Here is a 24,483-nt window from a genome sequence, read left to right as displayed (position 1 = left end):
GGCGGTCACGCCTACTAACCTTCAAGGAGACTTCGCATGTGGTATTTCGCCTGGCTCCTCGGCCTCCCTCTCGCCGCCGCTTTCGCCGTCCTCAATGCCATGTGGTACGAGCTCATGGATGATCAAGTCATGCAAGGCAAGCACGAATAGGGCACAGACAGCCGGGCATACCGCCCGGCTGTCGACCGCTGAAGCAGATCGATTGAAAGAAACGTCCAGTGGCCATCGACAGGCTTGCCCGTTACACCCAACCCGTACCGCGTTACACCAGCTATCCCACGGCACCGCATTTTCATGCGGGGATCGATAGTGCCTGCTATGCCGAATGGCTAAGTGAGACCGATCCAGAAAATCCCGTTTCACTTTACCTGCATGTACCTTTTTGCGATCGGCTTTGCTGGTTTTGCGGCTGTCATACCAAGCAAGTAAGACGTTACGATCCCGTCACGGAATATCTGGATGCACTTCGAGCGGAAATCGCGCTCACGGCGGCCGCCTTTTCAGATCGACGGCGGGTGAACGCCATCCATTTCGGAGGCGGCTCGCCCACGATGATCGAACCTGCCGATATCGCTAATTTGCGCGCAAAGCTTGATAATGCTTTCGATCTGGATCCGGATTGTGCCATCAGCATCGAAATAGATCCACGCAATATGGACGGTGAAAAACTCGAGGCTTGGCGCCGATTTGGTATGACGCGCGCCAGCCTCGGCGTTCAGGACTTCGATCCCCATGTTCAACACGCCATTAATCGGCTGCAAAGTCTTGAGCAAACGCAGCTTGTCGTTCAGTCATTGCGCGACGCCGGGATCGGTTCGATCAACCTTGATATCATTTACGGCTTGCCACTGCAGACAACAGAGACATTGCTGCGAACCGTAGATCTTGCCCTGTCGATGCGGCCAAACCGACTGGCATTGTTCGGCTATGCACATGTGCCCTGGATGAAAAAGCACCAGAGCCTGATAGATCAGGATAGTCTCCCAGGGCCTGCTGCGCGGTTCGACATGGCAATGGCTGGTGCGGCTCGATTGGCTGACGCCGGATATGTCCCTCTCGGGATCGATCACTTCGCCCTCGAAAGCGACAGCCTCGCAAATGCCGCTGCCGCGGGGAGACTGAGGCGCAATTTTCAGGGTTATACGACAGACGAGGCCGAGACACTCATCGGACTCGGGGCCTCTTCGATCGGGAAGCTGCCGCAAGGTTATATCCAGAACACGACTTCCACCGCTGACTATATTCGAAGCGTAAGGGGCGGTAGCTTCGCGACCGCCCGCGGTTTCGAACTTTCACCGTCCGACCGCATTATCGGCAGGTTGATCGAGAGCCTGATGTGCAATTTTTCCTTCTCCATCAACGATCTGAAGCGAGCTTTCGGAAGTGACCTCGGCTCGTTGCCAGTCGAGACAGCGCGAATTGCTACGTCGGAAGGTGCGATGGTTTTCTTTGACGGAGATGTGTTTTCGGTGAGCGCCGAAGGATTGCCCTTCGTCCGTGTTATCGCCTCCCGCTTCGATCGCTACTTGCAGGCCTCCAAAGCGCGCCACAGCGCTGCTGTCTGAAGGAGACAGTCAATCAAGGAGTTCTCGAAGACGAACGGCAAGCTGGCGGGCGGTGTAGGGTTTCTTCAGCCAGCTGCCGGCTTCTGCGAGCTCGCGACCAGCAATCGTGGGCTCGGCATAGCCGGATGTGAATAGCACCTTGATTTCAGGGCGCATTGCCCGGATCTTGTGTGCAAGTTCATCCCCAGCCATGCCGCCAGGCATCACGATATCGGTAAACAGCAATGCAATGTCCCGGTTCTCCTGACAAAGGGCCAGAGCCTCGGTTCCATTGCTTGCCTCAATGACACTGTATCCGGCATCGAGGAGGCGGGAGACGGTGACGCGACGAACGCGAACGTCATCCTCGACGACGAGGATCCGCTCGAAGCCCTTTGGAATCTCAAGCTTCCTGTCGTCGTCCACACGACCCTGTTCGATTGGCGAATGCACCTGTTGAGCTGGCAGGAAAATGCGAATGCTCGTCCCCTGACCGATCTCGCTATAAAGCTGGACAAGGCCACCCGATTGCTTCGCAAAGCCGTAGACCATGCTGAGGCCAAGACCGGTGCCTGCGCCCATCCCCTTTGTGGTAAAGAACGGCTCGAAAGCACGCTCCTTCGTTTCGCTCGACATGCCGACGCCGGTATCTGTCACTGCGATCAGCACGTATTCGCCGGTACGGACCTCCGGATACATGCGTGCATAGTCGGCATCGAGCCGCAGGCGTGAAATCTCGATCGTCAATAGCCCGCCGCGCGGCATCGCATCACGCGCATTGATCGCAAGATTGAGGAGGGCATTCTGCAACTGCGAGCCATCGACCAGCGCTTCATTTGTGGAGCCGGTAACAATCGTTCGCAATTCGATTGCCTCGCCCAGAGTGCGACGCAAAAGATCGGAAAAGCCGGATACGAATCTGCCTACGTCCATAAGCTTCGGATTGAGGGACTGGCGACGGCCAAAGGCAAGGAGTTGGGCGGTGAGCTTCGCCCCGTCCTCGGCCGCTGCCTGCGCCTCCGAAACCAGCGACAGCAGCTTTGCATCTTGTAGCCGCGCTTCGATCATTTCCAGGTTGCCGCTGATGACGGTGAGAAGATTGTTGAAGTCATGGGCCAGGCCGCCGGTCAATTGGCCGATGGCTTCCATCTTTTGCGATTGCCGAAGCTCCTCTTCGATCTTGTGGCGGCTCGTAAGATCCCGGACGAAGCCGGTAAATATCCGCTTGCCATTGGCGACCGCCTCGCCGACCGACAACTCCATTGGAAAGACCGTACCGTCTTTGCGTTGCCCGCTGACAACGCGGCCGTAACCGATGATGCGGCGCTCGCCGGTCGTCAGATAGTGGGAGAGATATCCATCATGGGCCTCGCGATCTGGCGAAGGCATGAGCATGGAAACATTCTTTCCATACACGTCGTCTACCGAGTATCCAAACAGCTTTTCCGCAGCGGTACTGAACGACGCGACCAAACCCGATTCGTCGATAACAATCATCGATTCAGGGACGGTCGCGAGGATCGAGCGCAGATGAGCCTCGCGTTCGGCCAGATCCGCCTGGATCTGCTTTAAGTGAGTGATATCATTATTGGTCTGAATGATGACTTTCTGGTCCGGATCGGTTGAGGATGCCGAAACCCAACGGCTCGCGACAGTAATGGGCCTACCATCCTTATGGCGATGCACAAGCTCGCCCTGCCAGGCAATCTGCCGACCGACCTTGCCGCGTATTTCCTCGAGCGGCTCCGGGAAAATAGTCGACAGCAACTCATGAACCACGCGGCCGACAGCTTCCTGTTGGGTCCAGCCGTAGAGCCGCTCGCATCCCGTCGTCCATCTCCGGATGATTCCATCGAAGTTGTGCACGACAATATTCGCGCTATCGAGGATCTGTGCGATTTCGTCCAACCTGGTTTCTGCGGCTTGCTGGCCTGTCGGCTGATCGTTCATGGAACTTCCAATTTCATCTGGTTAGTGGCGCCGCCGGGCCTTGTCCAAGGAAATGACAGACGAATAGCCATCGTCGCATTCATCGCCTTCCCCCGCCAGATGTGCAAGCATGCTTGCTTTTTTAATGCAGATAGAATGGCGGCCCGCCGGGGCGATGATACCCTTACACGTCAGCTTCGTCATGCTACGGGAAACCGTCTCGATCGTAAGACCCAGATAGTCGGCGATATCGAGGCGGGTCATCGGAAGATCGACGACACTGCATGAACGATCCTGCCCTTGCTTACGCCGAAGTAGCTTCAACAGAAAACTGCAAACGCGCTCCTCAGCGTTCTTGCAGGACAACAATACCATTTGGTCCTGAGCGGTCGCCATTTCGTCACAGAGGCGGGCGAGGAGTTGCGGCCTTAGTTGCGGCGAACTGCAAACGGTGTCCTCGAAGGCTCGCCGGCCAAAGCGGCGTACACTCACGGGGACTACGGCTTCGGCGCTATAGAGATACCGGTCGCGGAGAGACACGCCGACGAGATCACCAGGATAGAAGAAGCCCGTTATGACGCGTCTGCCATCCGCCATGATCTTGAAAATGCGCAGCACCCCCTCCACAAGTTCAAAAAGGTGTTTTGCCCGATCGCCTTCGAAGAATAGCGTTCTGCCCGCCTCCAATTGCTCCAATGGCTGCTTTGAGAATAACGACTGGAGGCAGAGCGGTTCGGCTTCGAAAGCAACAACAACGTCGTTGTAAGTCTGAACTTGTTCAACGCTATTCGCCGACAACATGACAATCCTTCTCAAATGTTGTTCCGTTGGCGGGTAGAATGGCGGCTTGCAAGTGACAGCCGAATGCCGCGCGTGTTAGAGAATGTGCAATTTTGTAACGGATTGTCACAGGTCACAGCCCGTGTTTACTGGAACTCATGCAATGGCCCCGGATCAACAGCGGCGCGAACATCTTCTGGTCGTGGACGACGATCCCAGAATCCGGCAGATGCTGACACGCTACTTTGAGGATGAAGGATATGTCGTGCGTACGGCATCCAGCGGTTCGGAGATGCGCGCATCTTTGCAGCAAGAGAGTTTCGATATCATCTTGTTGGACTGGGTCCTGCCCGGCGGAGAGGACGGACTGGATCTTGCCCGCGAAATTCGCGGGCAGTCGGACATTCCGATCATGATGCTGACTGGTCGCGACGATGTGGTCGACAGAATCGTCGGGATTGAGGTCGGCGCCGACGACTATATCGCCAAACCCTTTCATCTTCGGGAAGTACATGCTCGCTTGAAGTCCATTCTTCGCCGACGCCAGCCTGTGGCAAAGGCTCCGGATAGCGAACCCGACGATGTCCTTCGTTTCGAAGGCTGGCATCTCGATATCGGCAAGCGGCAGCTTCTGTCAGCACAAAAAAGCGAAATCGAATTGACCACCGGTGAATTCGACATGCTGGTTGTGTTCGCGCGCCATGCCGGGCGGGTGCTCAGCCGCGAGTTCCTCATGGAGGCGACGCGCGGCCGGAATCTGGAGGTCTATGATCGAACTATCGACGCGCAGATCGCGCGACTGCGCAAGAAGATCGAGCTCGACCCGACACATCCGCAACTGATCAAATCGATACGGGGTGTCGGCTACGTACTCACCGCGAAAAGGTAATGGACCGGCCTGCCTCAAACGAAAGCTCACGGATCCTTGTCGTTGCCCAACACCATGGTCCGATCGGTAGAGCCGGTCATTGTTATGCATCGGCTCCCGATTTGGCGGGATTTTGCTTCCAGAATCTAATTTGCCTGAACATCAGCCGGATTGCCCGCGAACGAATGCATGCAATAAGGGCCGGCACGACCACAGCGAGGATTTCGCGGTGGCATGGCGCAGGATGGCATCCGGCGCCATGCCACCATTCCAAGGATTGAAACTGCTGCCTTTACAAGAGCATAGGCTTACGCGATCCGATCCGGCCGCAACTCGGCAATAACATCGGTGCCAGCGGTACATCTTCCTTTCTGCGGATGAAAACAGTAGGCCGCGCCTGTCGGCCGAGCCACGCGCCGATCGATGTCAGCGTGTCATCATCAGAGGAACTGGCGCCTGCTCGAGCATCGAGCGGGTCGTCCCCCCGAAAATCCACTCACGGACCCGCGAATGCCCATAGGCTCCCATGACAATCAGCTCGGCACCGATATCGACTGCATGTTGACGCAGAACGTCCGCGACAGCGCGGCCTCCGCTCGACAGGATATCAACGGAAACCCGGACTCCATGTCTTGCGAGGAAGGTTGCAACATCAGCTCCGGGCTCCTCGCCGTTACGGCCGATTGTCGCGGACGGATCGACCATGGCAACGCATACACTGTCGGCCGCAGTCAGTTGCTCCATCGCAGCACGAACCGCCAGACTTGATTCGTTGCGGCTGTCCCACGCTATCAGCACCGTTTTGGGGCGAAGCGAGGCCGCATATCCTTTCGGCACGAGAAGGATCGGTGCCGGCGATTGAAACAGGGCTCCGTTCAGAATTTCCTGCCGCATATCATCATCGGTCAGAAAGCCGCCACCGATCAACGTCAGGTCGGCATAGCGCGCCCGTTCTCCGATTTCATTCTCCGCCCATCCGTATTCCGTGAAGAGACTAGTCACGTCGAACGAAATATCGTCTGCCTTCAGCACGGCCTTGGTGGCTGCGACCTTTCGACCGAGACTTTCCGTCTGACGCTCGCGCTCTTCGATCCAAACCGTGGATGTCACCTCGCCATATCCACCGATCGGCGGAGCAGCAAGTGCTGTCACCAGCACAGACAAGTGAGCCTTCGACTCCCGACACAACTCGATTGCAGAGTGCAGATCGTCGTCGTTTTGATCGACGCCGATGACGCTCAAAATGGTCTTGGCCTGCATGGTCACATCTCCTGTTTGAACTCGTTGTTCGATGGGTATGAGCTTACGCAACGAACGAAAATCCACATTGATCTTCGTCAAGATTAACAACCGGGCAGAAATTACGGGCGTTCGCCAGCTTGACTTGAGTCAAGGCGAACGGCAGCAGCTTGCCGCAAATTGACGGTAGTCGTCAGGCAATACGCATTTTGGCCAGTTCCGATGAGGGTGCCCCACCCCGCGAATCATTTTCGGCAATTCCTTGACGTGCACTCTCAAACGGACGGAAGAAGCATGCCGAATACGAACCTACTTCTCACATTCAATACCGGCTCCTCCACACTGAAGATCGGTCTCTTTCAATTTGACGCGGACGGCGCGCGGCGTATCGGCAAGGGACTGGTGGATTTCAGCAGAAGACCCCTCACCTTTCACCTCATCGAAGGACCGACTGCGTTCGACATTCGCCTGGACGCCGAGGCAGGAGAGGATTTGCGGGCCGTCATCGCAGAACTGTTCGAAGTGCTGGCGGCACATTTCGATATGGCGGCAGTTCGCGTTATCGGACATCGCGTGGTTCACGGTGGCGATCGTTTCGCAGGACCTGTTGTTCTCAATGATGCCAACATCGACGAATTGGACAAGCTGGTCGCCCTCGCGCCCTTGCACCAGCCACAAGCGCTGCGAGTGATCCGTGCGATGAAACATCTGCGGCCGGCACTCGCACAGACTGCTTCCTTCGATACAGCCTTTCATGCAACTCAAAGCGACCTGATACGTCGATTTGCACTTCCTCGGGCATTGCACGATCGAGGCATCAAACGCTATGGTTTTCACGGCCTCTCCTATGCATTTATTGCCCGACAGTTGCGCAATCTGGCTCCGGAGGTTGCCGCAGGCAAAGTCATTGTCGCCCATCTCGGCAACGGCGCCAGCCTGTGCGCCCTCGACGGCGGTGAAAGCCGTGATTGCAGCATGGGATTTTCAACGCTCGACGGAATCCCGATGGCGACCCGCTGCGGCACTATCGATCCAGGCGTGCTGCTTTATCTACTTGGAGCGAGCGGCAGGACGCTTCGAAACCTTGAGGAGATGCTCTACTACAGGTCTGGCTTGCTGGGAGTATCGGGGATCAGCGGAGATATGCGCGATCTTCTTAGAGACGAGCGCAATGAGGCCGCCGAGGCGGTAGAGCTTTTTTCCTTACGTATTGCAGGGGAAATCGGCCGCATGACGGCAACTCTCGGCGGCCTCGATGGCCTCGTTTTTACCGCCGGGATAGGCGAGCATCAGCCGGAAATCCGTGCCGCAATCTGTAGCCGTCTGCGATGGCTGGGAGTGAATCTCGACGCTGATGAAAACAGCTCTAATGCGCCAATCATCAGCGCGCTTGGAAGCAAAACTAGAGCTTTCGTCATCCCGACCGACGAGGAGCAAATCATTGCCGATGAGGCCGTATCGCTTCTGTCAGGCGAGTGATCCAGATCAATGGCCCGACGCTTCACTCGCAATAGTCTGAAATCGACCATTTCGAATTGGCGCGCCACATGGAAAATCAGCTGAACACTACTCTCACGCATTCGCTCGACATCGGAGAACTCGATCTCCTCGACCACCGGAGCGCGAGTTCCTGTTACTTGCAGCACGCAGTTTGATTCCCGTCAATGCGGGCTTCATCCGCAAGCTTAAGATCATGGCCGATCGCCAGACTGGCAATCGAAACGCAGTACCATTGGATTGGAGGAAATACTCGTGTCGGAACAGCAGTGGAATGTGACAGCGCGCGACGGCCTACGGGTCTTAGTCAGATCAGCCGCCAGCGACGATGAAGGGCTTCTGGCTGAACTTTTCGACCACGTCAGCCCGCAAGATCTCCGCTTCCGCTTCTTATCAGCGATCAAGCATGTCTCCCGCAAACAGATCGCAGATCTGATTGGTGTCGATCATAGCTCCGTGGAAAGCTACATCGCTTTTGCGCAAGATACGGTGACACCGGTCGCAACAGCCGTTCTAGCCTGCGACCGTAAGAAGAGACGAGCCGAAGTCGCCATTTCCGTGCGCAGCGACTTCAAGGGCCACGGACTCGGCTGGGAACTTTTGGGCCTGATGGTGCAAGAGGCCAAGGACCGAGGTCTGGATGAAATCGAGTCCATCGAAGACCGAAGCAATTTTGACGCGGTTGAGCTTGAGCAGAATATGGGTTTCACGGTCAAGCCGTATCCGGATGATCCGACGCTTCTACGGCTGTCCAAATCATTGGTTGCCTGAGAAATTGGTGCGCAGGCGCATCCGATCGCTTTCGGCATCCTGAGACTTCCTCTTCCTGACTGCCTCGTAAATCGCGAGGTCGATGGGAGAGGGGTATACCAAAGATGATGCGGGCCGCTGTCGCCAGGAAATTCGGCGGGCCATTGATCATCGAATACAAGCCGATTCCATGACCTGAGACTGGCAAGATCCCGGTCAGGGATTGGCTTGCGCCTCAAGACCTCCAAGGGAAGCAAATGACGAGCAAGCGTTCGCTACCCGTAGCCTCCATCCCTCAATCGCGAGCAGAAATCCCCCGCGCAATGCCGCCGACCGGTGCGATACGACATTGACTTACATGATTGGACAATTATGGAGCGATTAGGTCGCTTCGTAGGGGCAAGCTACTGTCTGAGGATCTCGAAATCCTCGAAATGGCCTTCGATTTTGTCACCGAGCAGCCTTGGTTCGATCCCAGCGAGCGTTCCTCAGAAGGTTTTACACTGCGATTGATCGCCCTCTATCGGTGCGACTTAACCGATCACCAAACGGATCAAATTTGCTCGGCCGCTCCGGCACCTTGAACTACGGCTCCATGCCGCCGGCACGGAGATATTTGCGGATGGTATTCCGGGACAGGCCGGTCCTGCGGTAAATCTCCCCGATCGATATATGCCCTCGAAAATGCCCGCGTCGGATCACGCTGGTTAACGCCATTTCGATCACTCCATAGCCCTCGCTGGTCCAGCCCGAAGAGTCCACTCCCACGCCGAGTCAGCTCATAGCGGAAATCACCAACGTCACGCTTGACACCGGTACGCGGCCGACTTATTGATACGTATCACTAATACGTATAAGTAATCAGCAATGACAAGCGGACGAGCAACACAAAAGGATGTCGCAAAGGCGGCTGGCGTCTCACAAGCAACCGTCTCCATGGTGCTAAGCGGCGGCGGAGCATCCATTCCCGCAGAGACCTGGGCGCGCATCACGAAGGCGGCCAAGGACCTTGGTTATGTGCCAAACCGCTTTGCGCAAGCGCTCAAGACAAGCCGCTCGATGACCATTGCCTGCATCGTGCCGGACATCACCAACCCATTCTATCCGTCGTTGATCCGAGGCATTCAGTCGATCGCTGACGGCCAGAACTACGATGTGATCACCGTCAACACGGACGGCACCCCCGAGCGCGAACGCCATTTCCTCGATTGGGCGAGGCAAGGTCGCGTCGACGGCGTGATCGGCGTTTTCTTCACGCTGAAGGCCAAGGACTTCACCCCCTTGGCGGAGGCCGGCGTTCCCATCGTGAGAATCGAATCGTCCAAGAAGGGTGGTGGGGACATCCCTGTTGACGATATTTACGTCGACAGCCGCGCAGCCGCGCAAAGCGTAACTGAATACTTGCTGGGTCTCGGCCATACGCGCATCGCGCTTGTTGCGGGCCGTGGCGGCCCACAGGCGCATCGAATCGACGGGTATCGCACGGCGCTTGCAAAGCACACCCTTCCTGAGCACGTCGTCATCGACGACGAGTTTTCAGAGATGGGCGGCGTCCGTGCCGCAGGCCGCATTCTCGGCGGCGATTTCCAGCCGACGGCCATTTTTGCTGCCAACGACCTGATGGCGATCGGCGTCATGCAGTCGCTCCGCGAGCGCGGTATTCGCATTCCCGACGATATCGCCGTCGTGGGTTTCGATGACATTTCCGCTGCCAAGCTCGTGACCCCAACGCTGACAACGGTCGCACAGTTTCAATGGCAAATGGGAGAACGCGCCGCTCAGACGCTGATGGAACGTCTGCGTGGGGAGAAGACCGGTGCTGGAACCGCCGTTGAAATGCCCTTCGATCTCATCGTCAGGGGTTCGACGAGCAAGGAATAAAAATCAAATCGGGAGGAGAAAACCGATGCATAGACGTACAATTTTGAAAGCCGGCTTGGGCTTGGCCGCGTTGCCGCTCATGTCCCGTTTCGCATTTGCGGCGGATCAGAAGCCGATATCCTTCTGGTATGAATCAGCCTCGCCAGAGAATCAGGAGAATCTCAAGAACATCCTGATCGATCCGTTCAATTCGGCGCACCCAGACGAACTTCTGACTATCGACTTCCGCGGCTCCGATCTCGATAAGCAATTGCGCGTCGCAATGCTTGCCGGCACCGGCCCCGATGTCGTCTTCACAGCCGGCCCGAGTTATGTTGCAGCGATGGCCCAGGCCGGTCAGCTTATGCCGCTTGACGACTACGCGAAGAAATACGGCTGGAACGAACGCCTGCTGCCGCTCTTCATTGATCTTGGCCGATATAATGGCAAGCTCTACGCACTGGCAAAGACATACGAAACGCTTGGCCTCTTCTACAACAAGACCCTGTTCGATCAGAACAAATGGACGGTTCCGACAAAGATCAGCGACTTTGAGGCGCTTGCCGACGAGATGAAAGCCAAGGGCCTCACCCCTTTCGGCGCCGGCAACGCCGACTGGCGCCCTGCCAACGAGCATTATGTATCGATCGCCTTCAACTCGATTGCGGGACCTGAGAATGTCTATAAGGCGCTGACGGGCGCCATTTCCTGGACCGATCCCGCCTTTATCCATTCGATCGATAAGCTCGCGGAGTGGTGGGACAAGGGTTACTTCGGCGACAATTATTTCTCGCTGACGCTCGAGCAGGCCTTTGCGCAGATCGCCACCGGCCAAGCCGGCATGGCACCGACCGGTACCTGGAACTTCACCAACGTGCAGACCTATTTCCCGCAGAACAATGCGGAACCCGGCTTCGTCGGCTTCCCAAGCGAGAAGGGCGATCCAATCTTCGCGCTCGGCATCGGCTCGACACTGTCGATCAATTCCAAGTCAGGCAATTCGAACGGTGCCGCCGCCGTTCTCGATTACATGCTCACGGACGACTACTACAGCAAGATGAACTCGGTCTGGCAGGGAGAATGGAACCTTCCGCTTGCCGATCTCTCCAAGGTCGAGCTTTCCGACAAGGTACTACCTCTTTATGAGGATGCGATGAAGCAACTGGCGGCCGCAGTCGGCGCCGGCAAATACGGCTACACGACCTGGACCTTCCTTCCGCCCGCCACAGACACCTATCTGGTCAGCGGCATGGAAGAGGTCTGGCTGAAGAAGACGAAGCCGGCGGACTTCCTCAAGAGGCTGGACGAGACCTTCAAGCAGGAACGCGACGCCGGTAAGGCGCCGGCGATTCCGGCCCGCGCCTGATCTGGCCGCAGGGCGGCCCACAAGGCGCTGCCCTCCCCCGGAGGACAATATGCACCGACTCTATCTCGTTCCGACGATGGTCATCAACATCATCATCGTTCTCGTGCCCGCCTTGCTGACGGTGGCGCTCGCCTTCTGCAACTGGGACGGCATTTCGTCTCCCACTTTTGCTGGGCTCGATAATTTTCGCGCACTGGCTGCCGATCGCGTCTTCTGGCTGGCGCTCGGCAATAATATCATATGGACGCTGGTCTTTCTGATCGTACCGATCCTTATGGGGTTGTTGGCGGCCTCCATGCTGCTGATCGTACGCCGCGGCAGCAATTTCTTCCAGGTCGTGTACTTTCTCCCTGTTGTCATTGCGACCGCGATTACGGCCCGCATCTGGCAGGGCATGATCTATAGTCCCGTCACCGGCATTTTCGGCCTCCTCAAGAAGTACGGCCTACCCATTCCCAATCCGCTGACGCAGCCACCGATCGCACTATTCGGCGTCGCAACGGTCGATTTGTGGCACTGGTGGGGCTTTCTCTGCGTCATTTTCTTTGCCGCACTCCGGCAGGTACCGCAGGAACAGATCGAAGCTGCCCGCCTCGAAGGCGCGACCTATCTCCAGATGATGCGCTACGTGCTGCTTCCGAGCATCCGTCCGACCGTCACCCTCATGATGATCATGACCGTCATCTGGTCGTTTCTCGCTTTCGACTTCGTCTACATTCTGACCCAGGGCGGTCCCGCCTTTTCCAGCGAACTGCTTTCGACGCTTGCCTATAGAAAGGCTTTCTACGACCTGAACGTCGGACAGGCTGCCGCCGCCGCACTTGTCATCAGCCTTTTCGGGCTCGTCGGCACGTTCTTCTATGTGCGCGTCCAGACCAAGGAGGGCGAGCAATGAGGCTCGTTGAAAGCCGCCTGACCCTATGGGTCTGCTATGTTCTTCTTGGAATCTTTGCCTTTCTGGCGCTTTTCCCTATCGCCCTTCTGGTTCTGAACTCCTTGAAACCGGCGGCACAGATCGTGCAGAATCCACTTGGATTGCCCCAATCGATCCGCTGGCAGAATTTTGCGAACGCGTGGACGCACGCCAAATTCTCGCAGACCTTCATCAATTCTCTGATCGTATCCGGCACGACGATTGCGCTCGTCTGCTCGACATCGTCGCTCACCGCCTATGTGATCGCGCGGCGCAAGATCAAAAGCTGGAAGATCTTCACCTTCTATCTGTTGGCAACAACGACTGCACCGATCCAGCTTTACATCTTTCCGCTCTATTTCGGCTTTGCCAAGCTTGGTCTCATCAACAACATCTTCGGCGTAGCACTGATCTATACCGCACTTTACAGCCCCTTTGCCGTGATGCTGCTTAGAACCTATTTCCTCGCGGTCCCGAAGGAGCTCGAAGAGGCGGCGATCGTCGACGGCGCCACGCATTGGCAGGTCTTCTGGCGGGTCATGCTGCCAATCGTCTCGCCGGGCATTCTGACTGTGGCGCTGATCATAGGCCTGAACTCGTGGAACGAGTTTCTGATCGCGACGACCTTCTTGCAGAAACAACAGAACATGACCGCTGTCATCGCCTTCTTCCTGTTGTCCGGCCAGTACAGCTCCGACTGGGGAGAGATCATGGCCGCGGCGCTCATCATCGTCGTGCCTGTCGTGGTGCTTTTTGTCCTCATGCAAAAGCGCTTCATTGAAGGCATGGCCGGCGGCTCCGTCAAGGGCTGAACGATTTTATCGACTATATGGAGTGAGCAATGCAGCTTCCGAACGACTATCTTGAACGTGTCTACGCCGGCGTCCTGGGCAAGCTCATCGGCGTCTATCTCGGCCGCCCTTTCGAAGGGTGGACCTACCAGAGGATCATGGAAGAGCTGGGGCCGATCGAATACTACGTCCATGAACGCTTGAACCAACCGCTTGTCGTTACCGACGATGATGTCGCCGGCACCTTCACCTTTATCCGCGCGCTTGAAGACTACGGAATAAGGCCAAATCTTTCGGCTGGCGAGATTGGCAAAGCCTGGCTCAACTACATCGTCGAGGAGCGCTCGATCCTTTGGTGGGGTGGCAATGGCAACTCGACCGAGCACACTGCCTGGCTAAACCTCAAGAAGGGGATGCCGGCTCCGGACTCTGGTTCGATCGCCAGCAACGGTCAAGGTGTAGCCGAGCAGATCGGCGCGCAGATCTTTATCGACGGATGGGCGATGGTCGCGCCCGGTCAACCGGAACTCGCTGCAAGACTTGCCGAGCAAGCCGGAAAGGTGAGCCATGACGGCGAGTCGGTCTATGCCGCCATGCTGTGGGCCGCGATGGAGGCGGAGGCTTTCGTCACATCCGACATCGATCATTTGATCGATACGGGACTGAAGCAGATCCCGAGCGACAGCCAGATCGCAAGGTTGATCGCCGACATTCGCACCTGGCACAAGGCCTATCCGGATTGGCGCGACACACGCCAGAAGATCGAGGACAATTACGGCTACGATAAGTACCCGGGCAATTGCCACATCATGCCCAATCACGCGCTGATGATCATGACGGTTCTTTACGCGCCGCACGACTTCCAGAAGGCCCAGATGATTGTCAATACATCCGGCTGGGATACCGACTGCAACGCCGGCAATGTCTGCTGCCTGCTCGGCATCATGAATGGCCTTGATAGTCTTGCCGAAGGCCCCGACTTCCGCGGTCCTATCGCCGACCGCATGCTGATTTCCTCGGCTGATGGCGGCAACTCCGTCAACGATGCCGTGCGGCAGGCCTACTTCCTCACCAATCTCGGCCTTAAACTTGGCGGGCAACAGGCGCTCACACCTCCCAAGAACGGAGCGCAATTTCACTTCTCGCTCCCCGGGAGCCTACAGGGTTTTCGCCCACAGACAGGCCTCGGCGCGGCAAGCGGCGTGCGCGTCGGCAATACGGAGTTCGAGAGCGGTCGTGCGCTGACGATTGACTACGAAGCGCTCGGGCCAGCACAAAACGCCATCGTGATGACACCGACTTTCTCGCCGCGCGAAATGCTCAATATGCGCACCTACGATCTGATGGCGACGCCACTCGTCTATCCGGGGCAGACTGTGAAGGCACGCGTCAAGGCCGACGCTCAAAACCACGGGGCGATCGAAGCGCGCTTGCGCATCCGCGTCTATGACGGGCGCGACCAGTTGAGCGACATCGACTCCGCTGCTGTTATCATCGAACCCGGCTCGGAAGCCGTTCTCGAATGGACCCTTCCCGAGGTCGACGGCCAGCCCGTCGCTGAGATCGGCATCACCGTGAGCGGCACCGGGCGGCGTGCCTATGGCCGGCTGCTCGTCGATTATCTCCGTTGGGACGGAGCGCCAAAACTGACGCTGAAGCGACCGGCCGGCGATGGTGACTTCTGGCGCATGGCTTGGGTGAATGGCGCGAGCTTCTTTTCCAAGCGTTTCCCAGCCGCCTTCCGCATCTCGCAAAATAGCGGCGAAGGCATCATCATTCATGGCACCCGGCAATGGACGGATTATCAGGCGTCGGGCCAGGTGATGATCCATCTGGGCAATTATGGCGGCCTTGCTGTGCGCGCGCAGGGCCTGCGCCGCTACTACGGAGCGCGCGTGACGCGCGACGGCAAGATGCAGATTGTCAGGGTACGCGACGAGGATACCACTGTGCTGGCCGAAACGGCCTTCAGGACCGAATTCGACAAGAACATTTCAATGAAGGTCAAGGCTGAAGGCGCGCGCATCACCTTCGAGGCCGATGGCGTTTCAGTAACGGCGGAGGATACATCTTCAGACGCCTTCCGTGACGGTGGTGTCGGCCTTCTCATCCATGAAGGAGCCTTGTCGTCGAACGAAATCCGGATTGGAGGCGTATGATGGCGACAGTCACCATAGACAAGGCACGCAAGGCCTACGGCGCCGTGGAAATTCTCCACGGCGTCTCCGCCGAGATTGCCGACGGCGAGTTCGTCGTCCTCGTGGGGCCATCGGGTTGCGGCAAGTCGACCCTGCTCAGAATGATCGCAGGCCTTGAAGACATCACTGGCGGCAAGATCGGCATCGGCGGGCGGGTCGTCAACAGCCTGCCGCCCAAAGAGCGCGACATATCAATGGTTTTCCAGAACTATGCGCTCTATCCGCATATGACGGTTGCCGAAAACATGGCTTTTTCACTGACGCTTGCCGGTGCGTCGAAGGAAGAGAAGCAAAAGCGCGTGGCGCATGCCGCGCAGATTCTCGGCCTCACCGAGCTCCTGGGGCGCTACCCCCGCCAGCTCTCCGGCGGGCAACGCCAGCGCGTCGCCATGGGCCGTTCGATCGTCCGCAATCCGCAGGTCTTTCTCTTCGACGAGCCCCTCTCCAACCTCGACGCAAAACTTCGCGTCGCCATGCGCGCCGAGATCAAAAGCTTGCACCGTCGCCTCGCGACGACGACCATCTACGTCACGCACGATCAGGTCGAGGCAATGACAATGGCTGATCGCATTGTCGTCATGAATAGCGGGCATATCGAGCAGATCGGTCGGCCACTCGAGCTTTACGACAATCCGCGAAGCACCTTTGTCGCCGCCTTCATCGGCTCTCCGGCAATGAACCTCCTGAACGGGTGCTTTGACAGAGACGGCGACCGGCCAGTCTTCAAGACAAATGACGGCATTATGTTGCCCCTACCCGGCGACGCAGCAGAACTCATTGGCGTGGAGGGCGTGTACGGCATACGGCCGGAATACTTGACCTTGTCGGTGGCAAATGTGGGCATTCCGGCACGCGTGGTCGTCGTCGAGCCGCTCGGTTCTGAAACCCACATAACGGCGACCGTGGGTCAGCAGACGATCGTAGCCGTCTTCCACGATAGGCTCGACATAGAGCCGGAAGAGACGATTTGGCTGCAGCCACGGACGGACAGGATCTGCCTCTTCGACAAAAGCGGACAACGACTTTCTGGCAAAACGAATGAGTATGCTCGACAACATTCGTGAACCTGCCGTGCCTTCATTATGCGATCTTGACCCTTTCCAATTCGCAGCCACCACGCAATCTGCGGCTGAGAGCGCAGCAAGGGACGGGGCTTGCTCGCATACAGGTCGACGCGAGACACTTTAACGAAGAATGACCGAGGCAAACGCTGCCAAATCGCTCGTGCCCCCCTGACTTCGAAAGAAGCTTTCCAAGAGCGCTGGCAACTGCCGCCGTTGAAACGCTGGCTTGCCCACCGGAATCAGTGGAAATCATCATTACCGAGATTTCGAAGGATTCTTGGGCAATGGCGGGCAAGCTGAAATCGGATAGCTGAGCCAATTCGACAAAGCCATTCCTGCCTGACGGTCCGAACGTGGCCGTCAGGCAGGATCTGTCGCCAAATCCTGACGTCCCCACGCCTCGGCCCAATCCATCAACCGGGCCAGCTCCTGCTTGAGAGAATGCGAGTGAAGAATATCGGCGGCGTGATCAATATTGATGCGGGGATTGTAGAAGATCTCGATCTCTTCGCCGCTTTCCCGCCGTGCTGCTTCGAGGCGGATCTTTACATCCTCTACCTCGGCCTTGACAGCAAAGTACCGCTTCATGACCTCAACTAGGTCGCGGTCGCTTGCATTCATTTCCATGCATACTCCACCTTACTAATTTTAGCCCTCGGCAATGATCCGATTCGGATGGCGAAATCTAGATCATCGCCTCGGTGACAGGATGGGGTATCGTCGAACGAGGCCAAATTGCACCCAGCGTTCGAAATGGCATGGCAAAAGCTATTCAGCGCGCATCGCGATCTTTTCGATGCGCATTCCGCACTTAAAATCCTGGGCTTTACGCGTGCCATCGTCACAAAACCGGTTCACAGTCTTGCGCGATATGCCCTAGGACCAGTTTTCCTTCACCGACTGCATCACCACATTGGTGGAGGTGCTCGCAACGAAAGGCAGGCTGGAGATCTTCTCTCCCAGGACGATGCGATAGCGCCGGATATCAGAAGTACGCACCTTCAAGAGATAGTCGAAACGTCCGGCAATCATGTGACACTCCTCAATCTCCTTGATCTTCTTGATGGCATTGTTGAAGCTGAGCAAAGCCTCCTCGCGCGTGTCCGTCAGCTTCACTTCTGCAAAGGCGACATGGTCGAGGCCGAGCTTGATCGGATTGAGCACGGCCTTGAAGCCGTCAATATAGCCGGAGTCGATCAGCTTTTTCAGTCGTGCCTGGCATGGCGTCTTGGAAAGACCGACCCGCTCGGAAAGCTCGGTGATAGACATGCGGCCATCCTCGACCAGGGCATCGAGGATCTTTTGATCGAACTGGTCGATTTCACTGGATTTGATCATCTGCGTAGGCATTCCTATTTGAAATGAAGTAATTTGAAGTTCAATATGACTGGAAAGCCGCAGTTTCAAGGCGGAACGCTTTCCCGGAATGAAGTATGTTCTCGTCGAAGCAACGGGGAGGACCGGAAAAGGCGAAATCATCGCGCCTGCCTGGTTATCGGGACCCTTGCATTTTGAGGTTATCATGACTGTCTCTGCCCAGCTCGCCACCGAAGAACCAGCTCCAGACGCTGCCCCATTCTCGCAATTTGCGCCGCCGATCCAGCATCAGAGCCCGCTTCGCAAGGCGATAACCGCAGCCTATCGGCGCCCTGAGACCGAGTGCCTGCCCATGCTGGTCGAGGCCGCCACTCTGCCGGACGCTGTTCGCGAGGCTGCGAAGAAGACCGCCAAGACGCTGATCGAGGCGTTGCGCGCCAAGCACAAGGGTGACGGCGTCGAAGGGTTGGTGCAGGAATACTCGCTTTCGAGCCAGGAAGGCGTCGCGCTCATGTGCCTTGCCGAGGCCTTGCTGCGCATCCCCGACACCGCAACCCGTGACGCGCTGATCCGCGACAAGATCGCCGGCGGCGATTGGAAGTCGCATCTGGGCGGCGGTCGCTCGATGTTCGTCAATGCGGCGACGTGGGGCCTGGTCGTCACCGGCAAGCTGACATCGACCGTCAATGAAAGCGGCCTTTCCGCCTCGTTGACCCGACTGATCGCGCGCTGCGGCGAGCCGGTCATCCGTCGCGGTGTCGACATGGCCATGCGCATGATGGGCGAACAGTTCGTCACCGGCGAAACGATCGACGAGGCGCTGAAGCGCGCCCGCTCGCTCGAGGCGAAGGGCTTCCGTTATTCCTACGACATGCTGGGCGAAGCGGCGACCACGCATGCGGATGCGGAACGCTACTACCGCGACTACGAAGCCGCCATTCATGCGATCGGCAAGGCGTCTGCCGGCCGCGGCATCTACGAAGGCCCCGGCATCTCGATCAAGCTCTCGGCGCTGCACCCCCGCTATTCGCGCTCGCAGGTCGACCGCGTCATGGGCGAACTCCTTCCGAAGGTGAAGGCGCTCGCGCAGATTTCCAAGCAATATAATATCGGCCTCAACATCGATGCCGAAGAGGCCGACCGGCTGGAATTGTCGCTCGATCTGCTGGAAGCGCTTTGCCTCGATCCGGAGCTTGCCGGCTGGGATGGCATCGGCTTCGTCGTGCAGGCCTATGGCAAGCGCTGCCCCTTCGTCCTCGATTTCATCATCGATCTTGCCCGCCGCTCCGGTCACCGCCTGATGGTGCGTCTCGTCAAGGGCGCCTATTGGGACGCCGAGATCAAGCGCGCGCAGCTGGACGGCCTGGAAGGCTTCCCCGTCTACACCCGCAAGATCTACACCGACGTTTCCTATGTGGCCTGCGCCAAGAAGCTGCTCTCGGCGACCGACGTCATCTTCCCGCAATTTGCCACCCACAACGCCCAGACGCTCGCGACGATCTACCAGATGGCCGGCAGCGATTTTTCGGTCGGCAAGTATGAGTTCCAATGCCTGCACGGCATGGGTGAACCCCTCTATGAAGAGGTCGTCGGCGCCAAGAACCTGGACCGTCCGTGCCGCATTTACGCGCCCGTCGGCACCCATGAAACGCTGCTTGCCTATCTCGTCCGCCGCCTGCTGGAAAACGGCGCAAACTCGTCCTTCGTCAACAAGATTGCCGATCCCGCCGTTTCCGTCGCCGATTTGATCGCCGATCCCGTCGAGGTGGTGCGCGCCTTGCCTGTGATGGGCGCTCAGCACGACAAGATTTCGCTTCCCGCCGACCTGTTCGAGGGCAAGCGGCAGAATTCCGCCGGCATCGACTTGTCGAACGAAATGGCCCTTGCCGATCTTTCCGGCCAGCTGCACGCCTCCGCCGCCAAGGGCTGGATCGCCAAGCCGCTGCTTGCCGACGGTTCCGAGCGTGGCGAGACGCGCCCTATTCTCAACCCCGCAGACCATTCCGACGTCGTCGGCCAGGTTGCAGAGCTCGATCCCAATGATGCGGCAGAGGTGATGCGCCTTGCCGCAAACGCCACGGCATCATGGGCGTCCGTCAGCCCGGATGCGCGTGCGACGATCCTCGAACGTGCCGCTGACATGATGCAGGGCGAGATGCCCTTGCTCGTCGGCTTGACGATCCGCGAAGCGGGCAAATCGGCCGCCAACGCCGTCGGCGAAGTCCGCGAAGCCATCGACTTCCTGCGTTATTACGCCGCCCAGGCGCGCAAAGTACTGTCAACGGACAGCATCCCTCTCGGCCCGGTCGTTTGCATCAGCCCGTGGAACTTCCCGCTGGCGATCTTCACCGGTCAGGTTGCCGCAGCGCTCGTCGCAGGCAACCCGGTCGTCGCCAAGCCGGCCGGCAACACGCCGCTGATCGCGGCCCAGGGCGTTCGCATCCTGCATGAAGCCGGTATCCCGCACGATGCCCTCCAGTTCGCGCCAGGCAGCGGCAGAATGGGTGCCGCGCTCGTCGGTGCGCCTGAAACCGCCGGCGTCATGTTTACCGGCTCAACGGAAGTTGCCCGCCTGATCCAGGCGCAGCTTGCCGAACGCCTGTCGAAATATGGCAAGCCGATCCCGCTGATTGCCGAAACCGGTGGCCAGAACGGCATGATCGTCGACTCATCGGCTCTCGCCGAGCAGGTGGTCGGCGACGTTATCGCCTCCGCCTTCGATAGCGCCGGACAGCGCTGCTCTGCCCTGCGCGTGCTCTGCCTGCAGGAAGAAGTGGCCGACCGTACGCTGACCATGTTGCGCGGCGCACTTCGCGAACTTTCGGTCGGCCGCACCGACAAGCTCGCCATCGATATCGGACCTGTTATCGACGACAACGCCAAGCGTGGCATCGATGAGCACATCGAACGCATGCGCAAGCTCGGCTGTTCCGTGGAACAGCTCGACCTCCCCGCCAGCGCTGCAAAGGGCACATTCGTCGCCCCCACCATCATCGAGCTGAAGAAGCTGAGCGACCTCAAGCGCGAAGTCTTCGGCCCCGTGCTCCATATCATCCGCTACAAGCGCAAGGGGCTCGACAAGCTGATCAACGACGTCAACGCATCCGGCTATGGCCTGACGTTCGGTCTGCATACCCGGCTTGACGATACGATTGCCCATGTCACCAGCCGCGTGAAGGCGGGCAACCTCTACGTCAACCGCAACATCATCGGCGCCGTTGTCGGCGTTCAGCCCTTCGGCGGCCGCGGCCTCTCAGGCACCGGCCCCAAGGCGGGCGGCCCGATGTATCTGCGCCGCCTCGTCGTCTCATCAACGGAACCGTTGCGCGATGCGAGCGTTCAGACCGATCCGGCCGCGCAGCAGTATCTCACCTGGCTCGACAGCAACGGTGCCGCCGGGGCTGCCAAGCAGGCCAAGGCGCTTGCCGGTCAGTCGTCCCTGGGCTTCAACGTCGAGCTTCCAGGCCCGGTCGGTGAACTGAACCTTTATGCCCTGCATCCACGTGGGCGGGTCCTGCTCGTCCCGCAGACGGCACTCGGCCTGCAGGTCCAGCTCGCAGCCGCGCTCGCGACGGGCAACTCGATCACCATCGACGCCGCCTCGGGTTTGCAGAACGAGCTTCGGAACCTGCCGTCCACGGTTGCGAGCCGCATTTCCTGGTCGAAGGACTGGGCGGCCGACGGACCGTTCGCGGGCGCCCTCATCGAAGGGGATGCCGATAGAGTCAAGCAGAGCATCAGGGCGATCGCTGCGCTTCCTGGCCCGTTGGTCCTCACGCAAGCGGCCTCAAGCGATGAGATCGCCAACAAGGCCGATGCCTATTGCCTCAACTGGCTGCTGGAAGAAGTGACCACGTCGATCAACACGGCGGCTGCCGGCGGCAATGCCAGCCTGATGACCATCGGATAATACCAAGCATAGTCCCAAAGATACATGCCGGTCGGGCGAGTACCGCCCCGGCCGGCAACCTCCCAAACATCTCTGCGACGACCTTGTCGTCATATCAGATCACGCCGCCTTGTTGATGCGCACCGGAATGGACTTGTAAGACGGCGTGCCGCTTTCCTTGTCCTGATAGTCGATTGGGATCAGACAATTGGCTTCGGGGTAATAGGCCGCAACCGAGCCCTCCGAAATATCGTAGGAAATCGCCGTCAGTTGCAACAGCCGCTTCGCTCCGGAAGGCAGCGCCGTTTCGATCTCGACAAGATCACCATGCTCCAATCCATTGGCGCGCAGATCCTTGTCGTTCATGAACAGCACGTCACGGCGGCCGAAGACACCGCGATAGCGGTCGTCGAGGCCGTAGATCGTCGTATTGTACTGATCGTGGCTGCGAATGGTCGCAAGTTTGAGGATGCTGCTGTCTGAAAGCAGGATATCTTCGTTGAGGCCCGAGAACAGTTTGAACTCGGCCTTGCCCGAAGGAGTATACCAGATGCGTTCCGTCGGCCCAAGCGGCAGGCGAAAGCCGCCAGGTACGCGGATGCGTTCGTTATAATTCGCAAAATCGGGATAGACGATTTCGATCTTGTCACGGATCAGATCGTAATCGGCCACGAGTTCCATCCAGCCGACCTTGCTATCGGGCAAACTCGCCTGCGCCATGGCGGCGACAATTGCCGGCTCTGAGCGCAGTTCGTCCGAGGCCGGCTTCAGGCGGCCACGCGAGGCGTGCACCATCGACATGGAGTCCTCGATCGTCACCGATTGCGCTCCGGTCGCCTGAACATCCTGCTCGGTGCGCCCAAGGACGGGGAACAGGAAAGACTCCTTGCCGATGAGCAGATTCGAACGATTGAGCTTTGTATTCAGATGAACGGCGAGATCGAGCTTGCGCATGCCCTCGGCGCACAGCTCGGGGTCCGGGAGTGCGATCGAGAAATTGCCGCCGAGGCAGATCAATACCTTGGAGCGCCCCTCCGCCATCGCCTGCATGGCGGCGACGGCATCATGGCCGTGATGGGCGGGAGATTTGAAGCCGAAAGCGCGGTCGATGCCCTCGATCAACGCTGCGTTCGGCTTTTCGGTGATCCCGACGGTGCGGTTGCCCTGCACGTTGGAGTGACCGCGCAGCGGGCAGATACCGGCGCCGGGCTTGCCGAAATTGCCACGCAACAGCAGCAGATTGGCGATCTGCTGGACGTTGGCCGTCCCCTTGGCATGCTGGGTAATGCCCATGCCGTAAGCCACGATCGTCGCCTTGGATTTGACATAGGCGGCAGCAACGCGTTCCAGATCGACCCGAGGCAGACCAGACACGCGCTCGATGTCGGCCCATTCCGTCTGTTCGAGATCGGTGACAAGCGCCTCGAAGCCTGTCGTGTGCTCGGCGATGAAGGCATGATCGAGCACGTCTTCGGAGATCTCGGCAAGCGCAAGAACCGCCTTCATGATGCCTTTCAGCGCTGCCGCATCACCACCGATCCTGACCTGATAGTAGGAGGAAGCGATCCGTGTCGAACCGAAGGTGCCCATTTCGATTGGATTCTGCGGATCGGCGAAACGCTCGAGTGCCCGCTCCTTCAACGGATTAAAGACGATGATCGGGACGCCTCGCCGCGAACATTCATGCAGAGTGCCCATCATACGCGGATGATTGGTGCCCGGATTGTGCCCCATGGAGATGATGAGATCGCATTCGTCGAAGTCGTCGAGCGATACCGTACCCTTGCCGATGCCGATCGATTGCGGCAGCCCGACACTGGTCGCCTCGTGGCACATGTTCGAGCAGTCGGGAAAATTATTGGTGCCGTATTCGCGGGCGAAAATCTGGAAAAGGAATGCCGCTTCGTTAGAGGCGCGGCCCGACGTGTAGAATTCGACCATGTCCGGGTCTGGCATGCTGCGCATCACTTCGCCGATGCGGGCGAAAGCATCGTCCCAGGCGACCGGACGATAAGTGTCGGTCGCATGATCATAGACCATCGGGTGCGTCAGCCGACCGGAATTTTCCAGTTCGTAATCGCTCCATGTCAGGAGTTCGCTGACGGTATGTTCGGCGAAGAACTCCGGCGTGACGCGCTTGTTCGTCGCCTCCCAGGTGACAGCCTTGGCGCCGTTTTCGCAGAATTGGAACGTGGAAGTATGTTCCTTGTCGGGCCAGGCGCAGCCTGGACAATCGAATCCCGCGGGCTTGTTTGTGCGGAAAAGAAGGCCGGGCGCCTCCGTGATGTCCATCTGCTCGCGCACCGCATTGGCGGTCGCTTTTAAGGCTCCCCAGCCGCCTGCGGGGCTGTTATAGGGACGAATACCGGGGACGTCACGCTTCTTCGCCATCACAAGCTCCTTTGGTTACCAAGACTTCCTCCCAAAGGTCGGGCTTACAAGAAATAAGCTTGTGACATTAGCGAGTAAAGCGCAATC

The 24,483-nt window shown here is 58.3% G+C and carries 19 protein-coding genes; 13 read left to right on the top strand and 6 right to left on the bottom strand.

The features are described 5' to 3' along the window. Positions 1-36 precede the first annotated feature (36 nt). Complete coding sequence (gene cydX, locus GGD46_RS22985) at positions 37-150, top strand: cytochrome bd-I oxidase subunit CydX (RefSeq protein ID WP_184708296.1); 114 nt, start codon at positions 37-39, stop codon at positions 148-150. 68 nt (positions 151-218) lie between these two features. After that, positions 219-1,565, top strand: coding sequence for an oxygen-independent coproporphyrinogen III oxidase (gene hemN, locus GGD46_RS22980; protein ID WP_184708294.1), 1,347 nt, complete (start codon positions 219-221; stop codon positions 1,563-1,565). A gap of 9 nt (positions 1,566-1,574) precedes the next feature. Here the strand turns inward: hemN and GGD46_RS22975 are convergent, their stop codons facing one another. Continuing rightward, positions 1,575-3,494, bottom strand: coding sequence for a PAS domain-containing sensor histidine kinase (locus GGD46_RS22975; protein ID WP_184708292.1), 1,920 nt, complete (start codon positions 3,492-3,494; stop codon positions 1,575-1,577). Positions 3,495-3,515: 21 nt separating this feature from the next. After that, positions 3,516-4,274, bottom strand: a complete 759-nt coding sequence (locus GGD46_RS22970) for a helix-turn-helix domain-containing protein (protein WP_184708290.1) — start codon at positions 4,272-4,274, stop codon at positions 3,516-3,518. A 142-nt stretch (positions 4,275-4,416) separates the two neighbouring features. Here GGD46_RS22970 and GGD46_RS22965 point away from each other — a divergent pair, with 142 nt between their 5' ends. Next, entirely contained in the window at positions 4,417-5,142 is a 726-nt protein-coding gene (locus GGD46_RS22965) for a response regulator (protein WP_184708288.1), read from the top strand. Positions 5,143-5,547: 405 nt separating this feature from the next. On the opposite strand, the gene GGD46_RS22960 is transcribed toward GGD46_RS22965, so the two are convergent. Next, complete coding sequence (locus tag GGD46_RS22960; protein ID WP_184708286.1) at positions 5,548-6,381, bottom strand: universal stress protein; 834 nt, start codon at positions 6,379-6,381, stop codon at positions 5,548-5,550. A 273-nt stretch (positions 6,382-6,654) separates the two neighbouring features. On the opposite strand from GGD46_RS22960, the gene GGD46_RS22955 reads away from it, so the two are divergent. From GGD46_RS22955 to GGD46_RS22915, 9 genes are all read left to right on the top strand, one after another. Further along, on the top strand, positions 6,655-7,839 hold the full coding sequence (locus GGD46_RS22955) for an acetate/propionate family kinase (RefSeq protein WP_184708284.1): 1,185 nt from the start codon (positions 6,655-6,657) through the stop codon (positions 7,837-7,839). Positions 7,840-8,112: 273 nt separating this feature from the next. Then, the gene (locus GGD46_RS22950; protein WP_313206330.1) at positions 8,113-8,628 is read left to right on the top strand and encodes a GNAT family N-acetyltransferase; all 516 of its coding nucleotides are present in this window, start codon (positions 8,113-8,115) and stop codon (positions 8,626-8,628) included. A gap of 846 nt (positions 8,629-9,474) precedes the next feature. Continuing rightward, positions 9,475-10,488, top strand: a complete 1,014-nt coding sequence (locus tag GGD46_RS22945; protein ID WP_184708282.1) for a LacI family DNA-binding transcriptional regulator — start codon at positions 9,475-9,477, stop codon at positions 10,486-10,488. A gap of 25 nt (positions 10,489-10,513) precedes the next feature. Next, positions 10,514-11,833, top strand: a complete 1,320-nt coding sequence (locus tag GGD46_RS22940; protein WP_184708280.1) for an ABC transporter substrate-binding protein — start codon at positions 10,514-10,516, stop codon at positions 11,831-11,833. A 49-nt stretch (positions 11,834-11,882) separates the two neighbouring features. Then, a complete protein-coding gene (locus GGD46_RS22935; protein ID WP_184708279.1) occupies positions 11,883-12,728 on the top strand; it encodes a carbohydrate ABC transporter permease in 846 nt (281 codons plus the stop codon). After that, positions 12,725-13,558, top strand: coding sequence for a carbohydrate ABC transporter permease (locus GGD46_RS22930; RefSeq protein ID WP_184708277.1), 834 nt, complete (start codon positions 12,725-12,727; stop codon positions 13,556-13,558). The genes GGD46_RS22935 and GGD46_RS22930 overlap by 4 nt, the downstream gene beginning before the upstream one ends. A 29-nt stretch (positions 13,559-13,587) precedes the next feature. Beyond that, positions 13,588-15,696 (top strand): ADP-ribosylglycohydrolase family protein, encoded by a 2,109-nt coding sequence (locus GGD46_RS22925; protein ID WP_184708275.1) that lies wholly within the window; start codon positions 13,588-13,590, stop codon positions 15,694-15,696. After that, positions 15,696-16,799: an ABC transporter ATP-binding protein gene (locus GGD46_RS22920; protein ID WP_184708273.1), complete on the top strand. Its 1,104-nt coding sequence runs from the start codon at positions 15,696-15,698 to the stop codon at positions 16,797-16,799. The genes GGD46_RS22925 and GGD46_RS22920 overlap by 1 nt, the downstream gene beginning before the upstream one ends. 146 nt (positions 16,800-16,945) lie before the next feature. After that, a complete protein-coding gene (locus GGD46_RS22915; protein ID WP_184708308.1) occupies positions 16,946-17,113 on the top strand; it encodes a tautomerase family protein in 168 nt (55 codons plus the stop codon). A 46-nt stretch (positions 17,114-17,159) separates the two neighbouring features. On the opposite strand, the gene GGD46_RS22910 is transcribed toward GGD46_RS22915, so the two are convergent. Together GGD46_RS22910 and GGD46_RS22905 are read right to left on the bottom strand one after the other, a co-directional pair. Beyond that, positions 17,160-17,426: a hypothetical protein gene (locus GGD46_RS22910; RefSeq protein ID WP_184708271.1), complete on the bottom strand. Its 267-nt coding sequence runs from the start codon at positions 17,424-17,426 to the stop codon at positions 17,160-17,162. Positions 17,427-17,675: 249 nt separating this feature from the next. After that, positions 17,676-18,137, bottom strand: a complete 462-nt coding sequence (locus GGD46_RS22905) for an Lrp/AsnC family transcriptional regulator (RefSeq protein ID WP_168813940.1) — start codon at positions 18,135-18,137, stop codon at positions 17,676-17,678. A 184-nt stretch (positions 18,138-18,321) separates the two neighbouring features. On the opposite strand from GGD46_RS22905, the gene putA reads away from it, so the two are divergent. Further along, positions 18,322-22,026, top strand: a complete 3,705-nt coding sequence (putA, locus tag GGD46_RS22900; protein WP_184708269.1) for a trifunctional transcriptional regulator/proline dehydrogenase/L-glutamate gamma-semialdehyde dehydrogenase — start codon at positions 18,322-18,324, stop codon at positions 22,024-22,026. 99 nt (positions 22,027-22,125) lie between these two features. Here the strand turns inward: putA and GGD46_RS22895 are convergent, their stop codons facing one another. Continuing rightward, positions 22,126-24,396, bottom strand: coding sequence for an FdhF/YdeP family oxidoreductase (locus GGD46_RS22895; RefSeq protein WP_184708267.1), 2,271 nt, complete (start codon positions 24,394-24,396; stop codon positions 22,126-22,128). Positions 24,397-24,483 lie beyond the last annotated feature (87 nt).

This window comes from Martinezella lusitana, assembly GCF_014207095.1.
In the GTDB taxonomy this organism is placed as follows: Bacteria; Pseudomonadota; Alphaproteobacteria; order Rhizobiales; family Rhizobiaceae; genus Rhizobium; species Rhizobium lusitanum_B.
The sequence above is the reverse complement of the archived record's forward strand: the minus strand, read 5'-3'. Positions and strand labels throughout refer to the sequence as shown.

What these genes read in the sequence shown, in the direction of transcription:
- cydX (WP_184708296.1), top strand. Translation starts at nt 37, where the DNA reads ATGTGGTATTTCGCCTGGCTCCTCGGCCTCCCTCTCGCCGCCGCTTTC.
- GGD46_RS22975 (WP_184708292.1), bottom strand. Translation starts at nt 3,494, where the DNA reads ATGAACGATCAGCCGACAGGCCAGCAAGCCGCAGAAACCAGGTTGGAC.
- GGD46_RS22970 (WP_184708290.1), bottom strand. Translation starts at nt 4,274, where the DNA reads ATGTTGTCGGCGAATAGCGTTGAACAAGTTCAGACTTACAACGACGTT.
- GGD46_RS22965 (WP_184708288.1), top strand. Translation starts at nt 4,417, where the DNA reads ATGGCCCCGGATCAACAGCGGCGCGAACATCTTCTGGTCGTGGACGAC.
- GGD46_RS22960 (WP_184708286.1), bottom strand. Translation starts at nt 6,381, where the DNA reads ATGCAGGCCAAGACCATTTTGAGCGTCATCGGCGTCGATCAAAACGAC.
- GGD46_RS22955 (WP_184708284.1), top strand. Translation starts at nt 6,655, where the DNA reads ATGCCGAATACGAACCTACTTCTCACATTCAATACCGGCTCCTCCACA.
- GGD46_RS22945 (WP_184708282.1), top strand. Translation starts at nt 9,475, where the DNA reads ATGACAAGCGGACGAGCAACACAAAAGGATGTCGCAAAGGCGGCTGGC.
- GGD46_RS22940 (WP_184708280.1), top strand. Translation starts at nt 10,514, where the DNA reads ATGCATAGACGTACAATTTTGAAAGCCGGCTTGGGCTTGGCCGCGTTG.
- GGD46_RS22935 (WP_184708279.1), top strand. Translation starts at nt 11,883, where the DNA reads ATGCACCGACTCTATCTCGTTCCGACGATGGTCATCAACATCATCATC.
- GGD46_RS22930 (WP_184708277.1), top strand. Translation starts at nt 12,725, where the DNA reads ATGAGGCTCGTTGAAAGCCGCCTGACCCTATGGGTCTGCTATGTTCTT.
- GGD46_RS22925 (WP_184708275.1), top strand. Translation starts at nt 13,588, where the DNA reads ATGCAGCTTCCGAACGACTATCTTGAACGTGTCTACGCCGGCGTCCTG.
- GGD46_RS22920 (WP_184708273.1), top strand. Translation starts at nt 15,696, where the DNA reads ATGGCGACAGTCACCATAGACAAGGCACGCAAGGCCTACGGCGCCGTG.
- GGD46_RS22910 (WP_184708271.1), bottom strand. Translation starts at nt 17,426, where the DNA reads ATGGAAATGAATGCAAGCGACCGCGACCTAGTTGAGGTCATGAAGCGG.
- GGD46_RS22905 (WP_168813940.1), bottom strand. Translation starts at nt 18,137, where the DNA reads ATGATCAAATCCAGTGAAATCGACCAGTTCGATCAAAAGATCCTCGAT.
- putA (WP_184708269.1), top strand. Translation starts at nt 18,322, where the DNA reads ATGACTGTCTCTGCCCAGCTCGCCACCGAAGAACCAGCTCCAGACGCT.
- GGD46_RS22895 (WP_184708267.1), bottom strand. Translation starts at nt 24,396, where the DNA reads ATGGCGAAGAAGCGTGACGTCCCCGGTATTCGTCCCTATAACAGCCCC.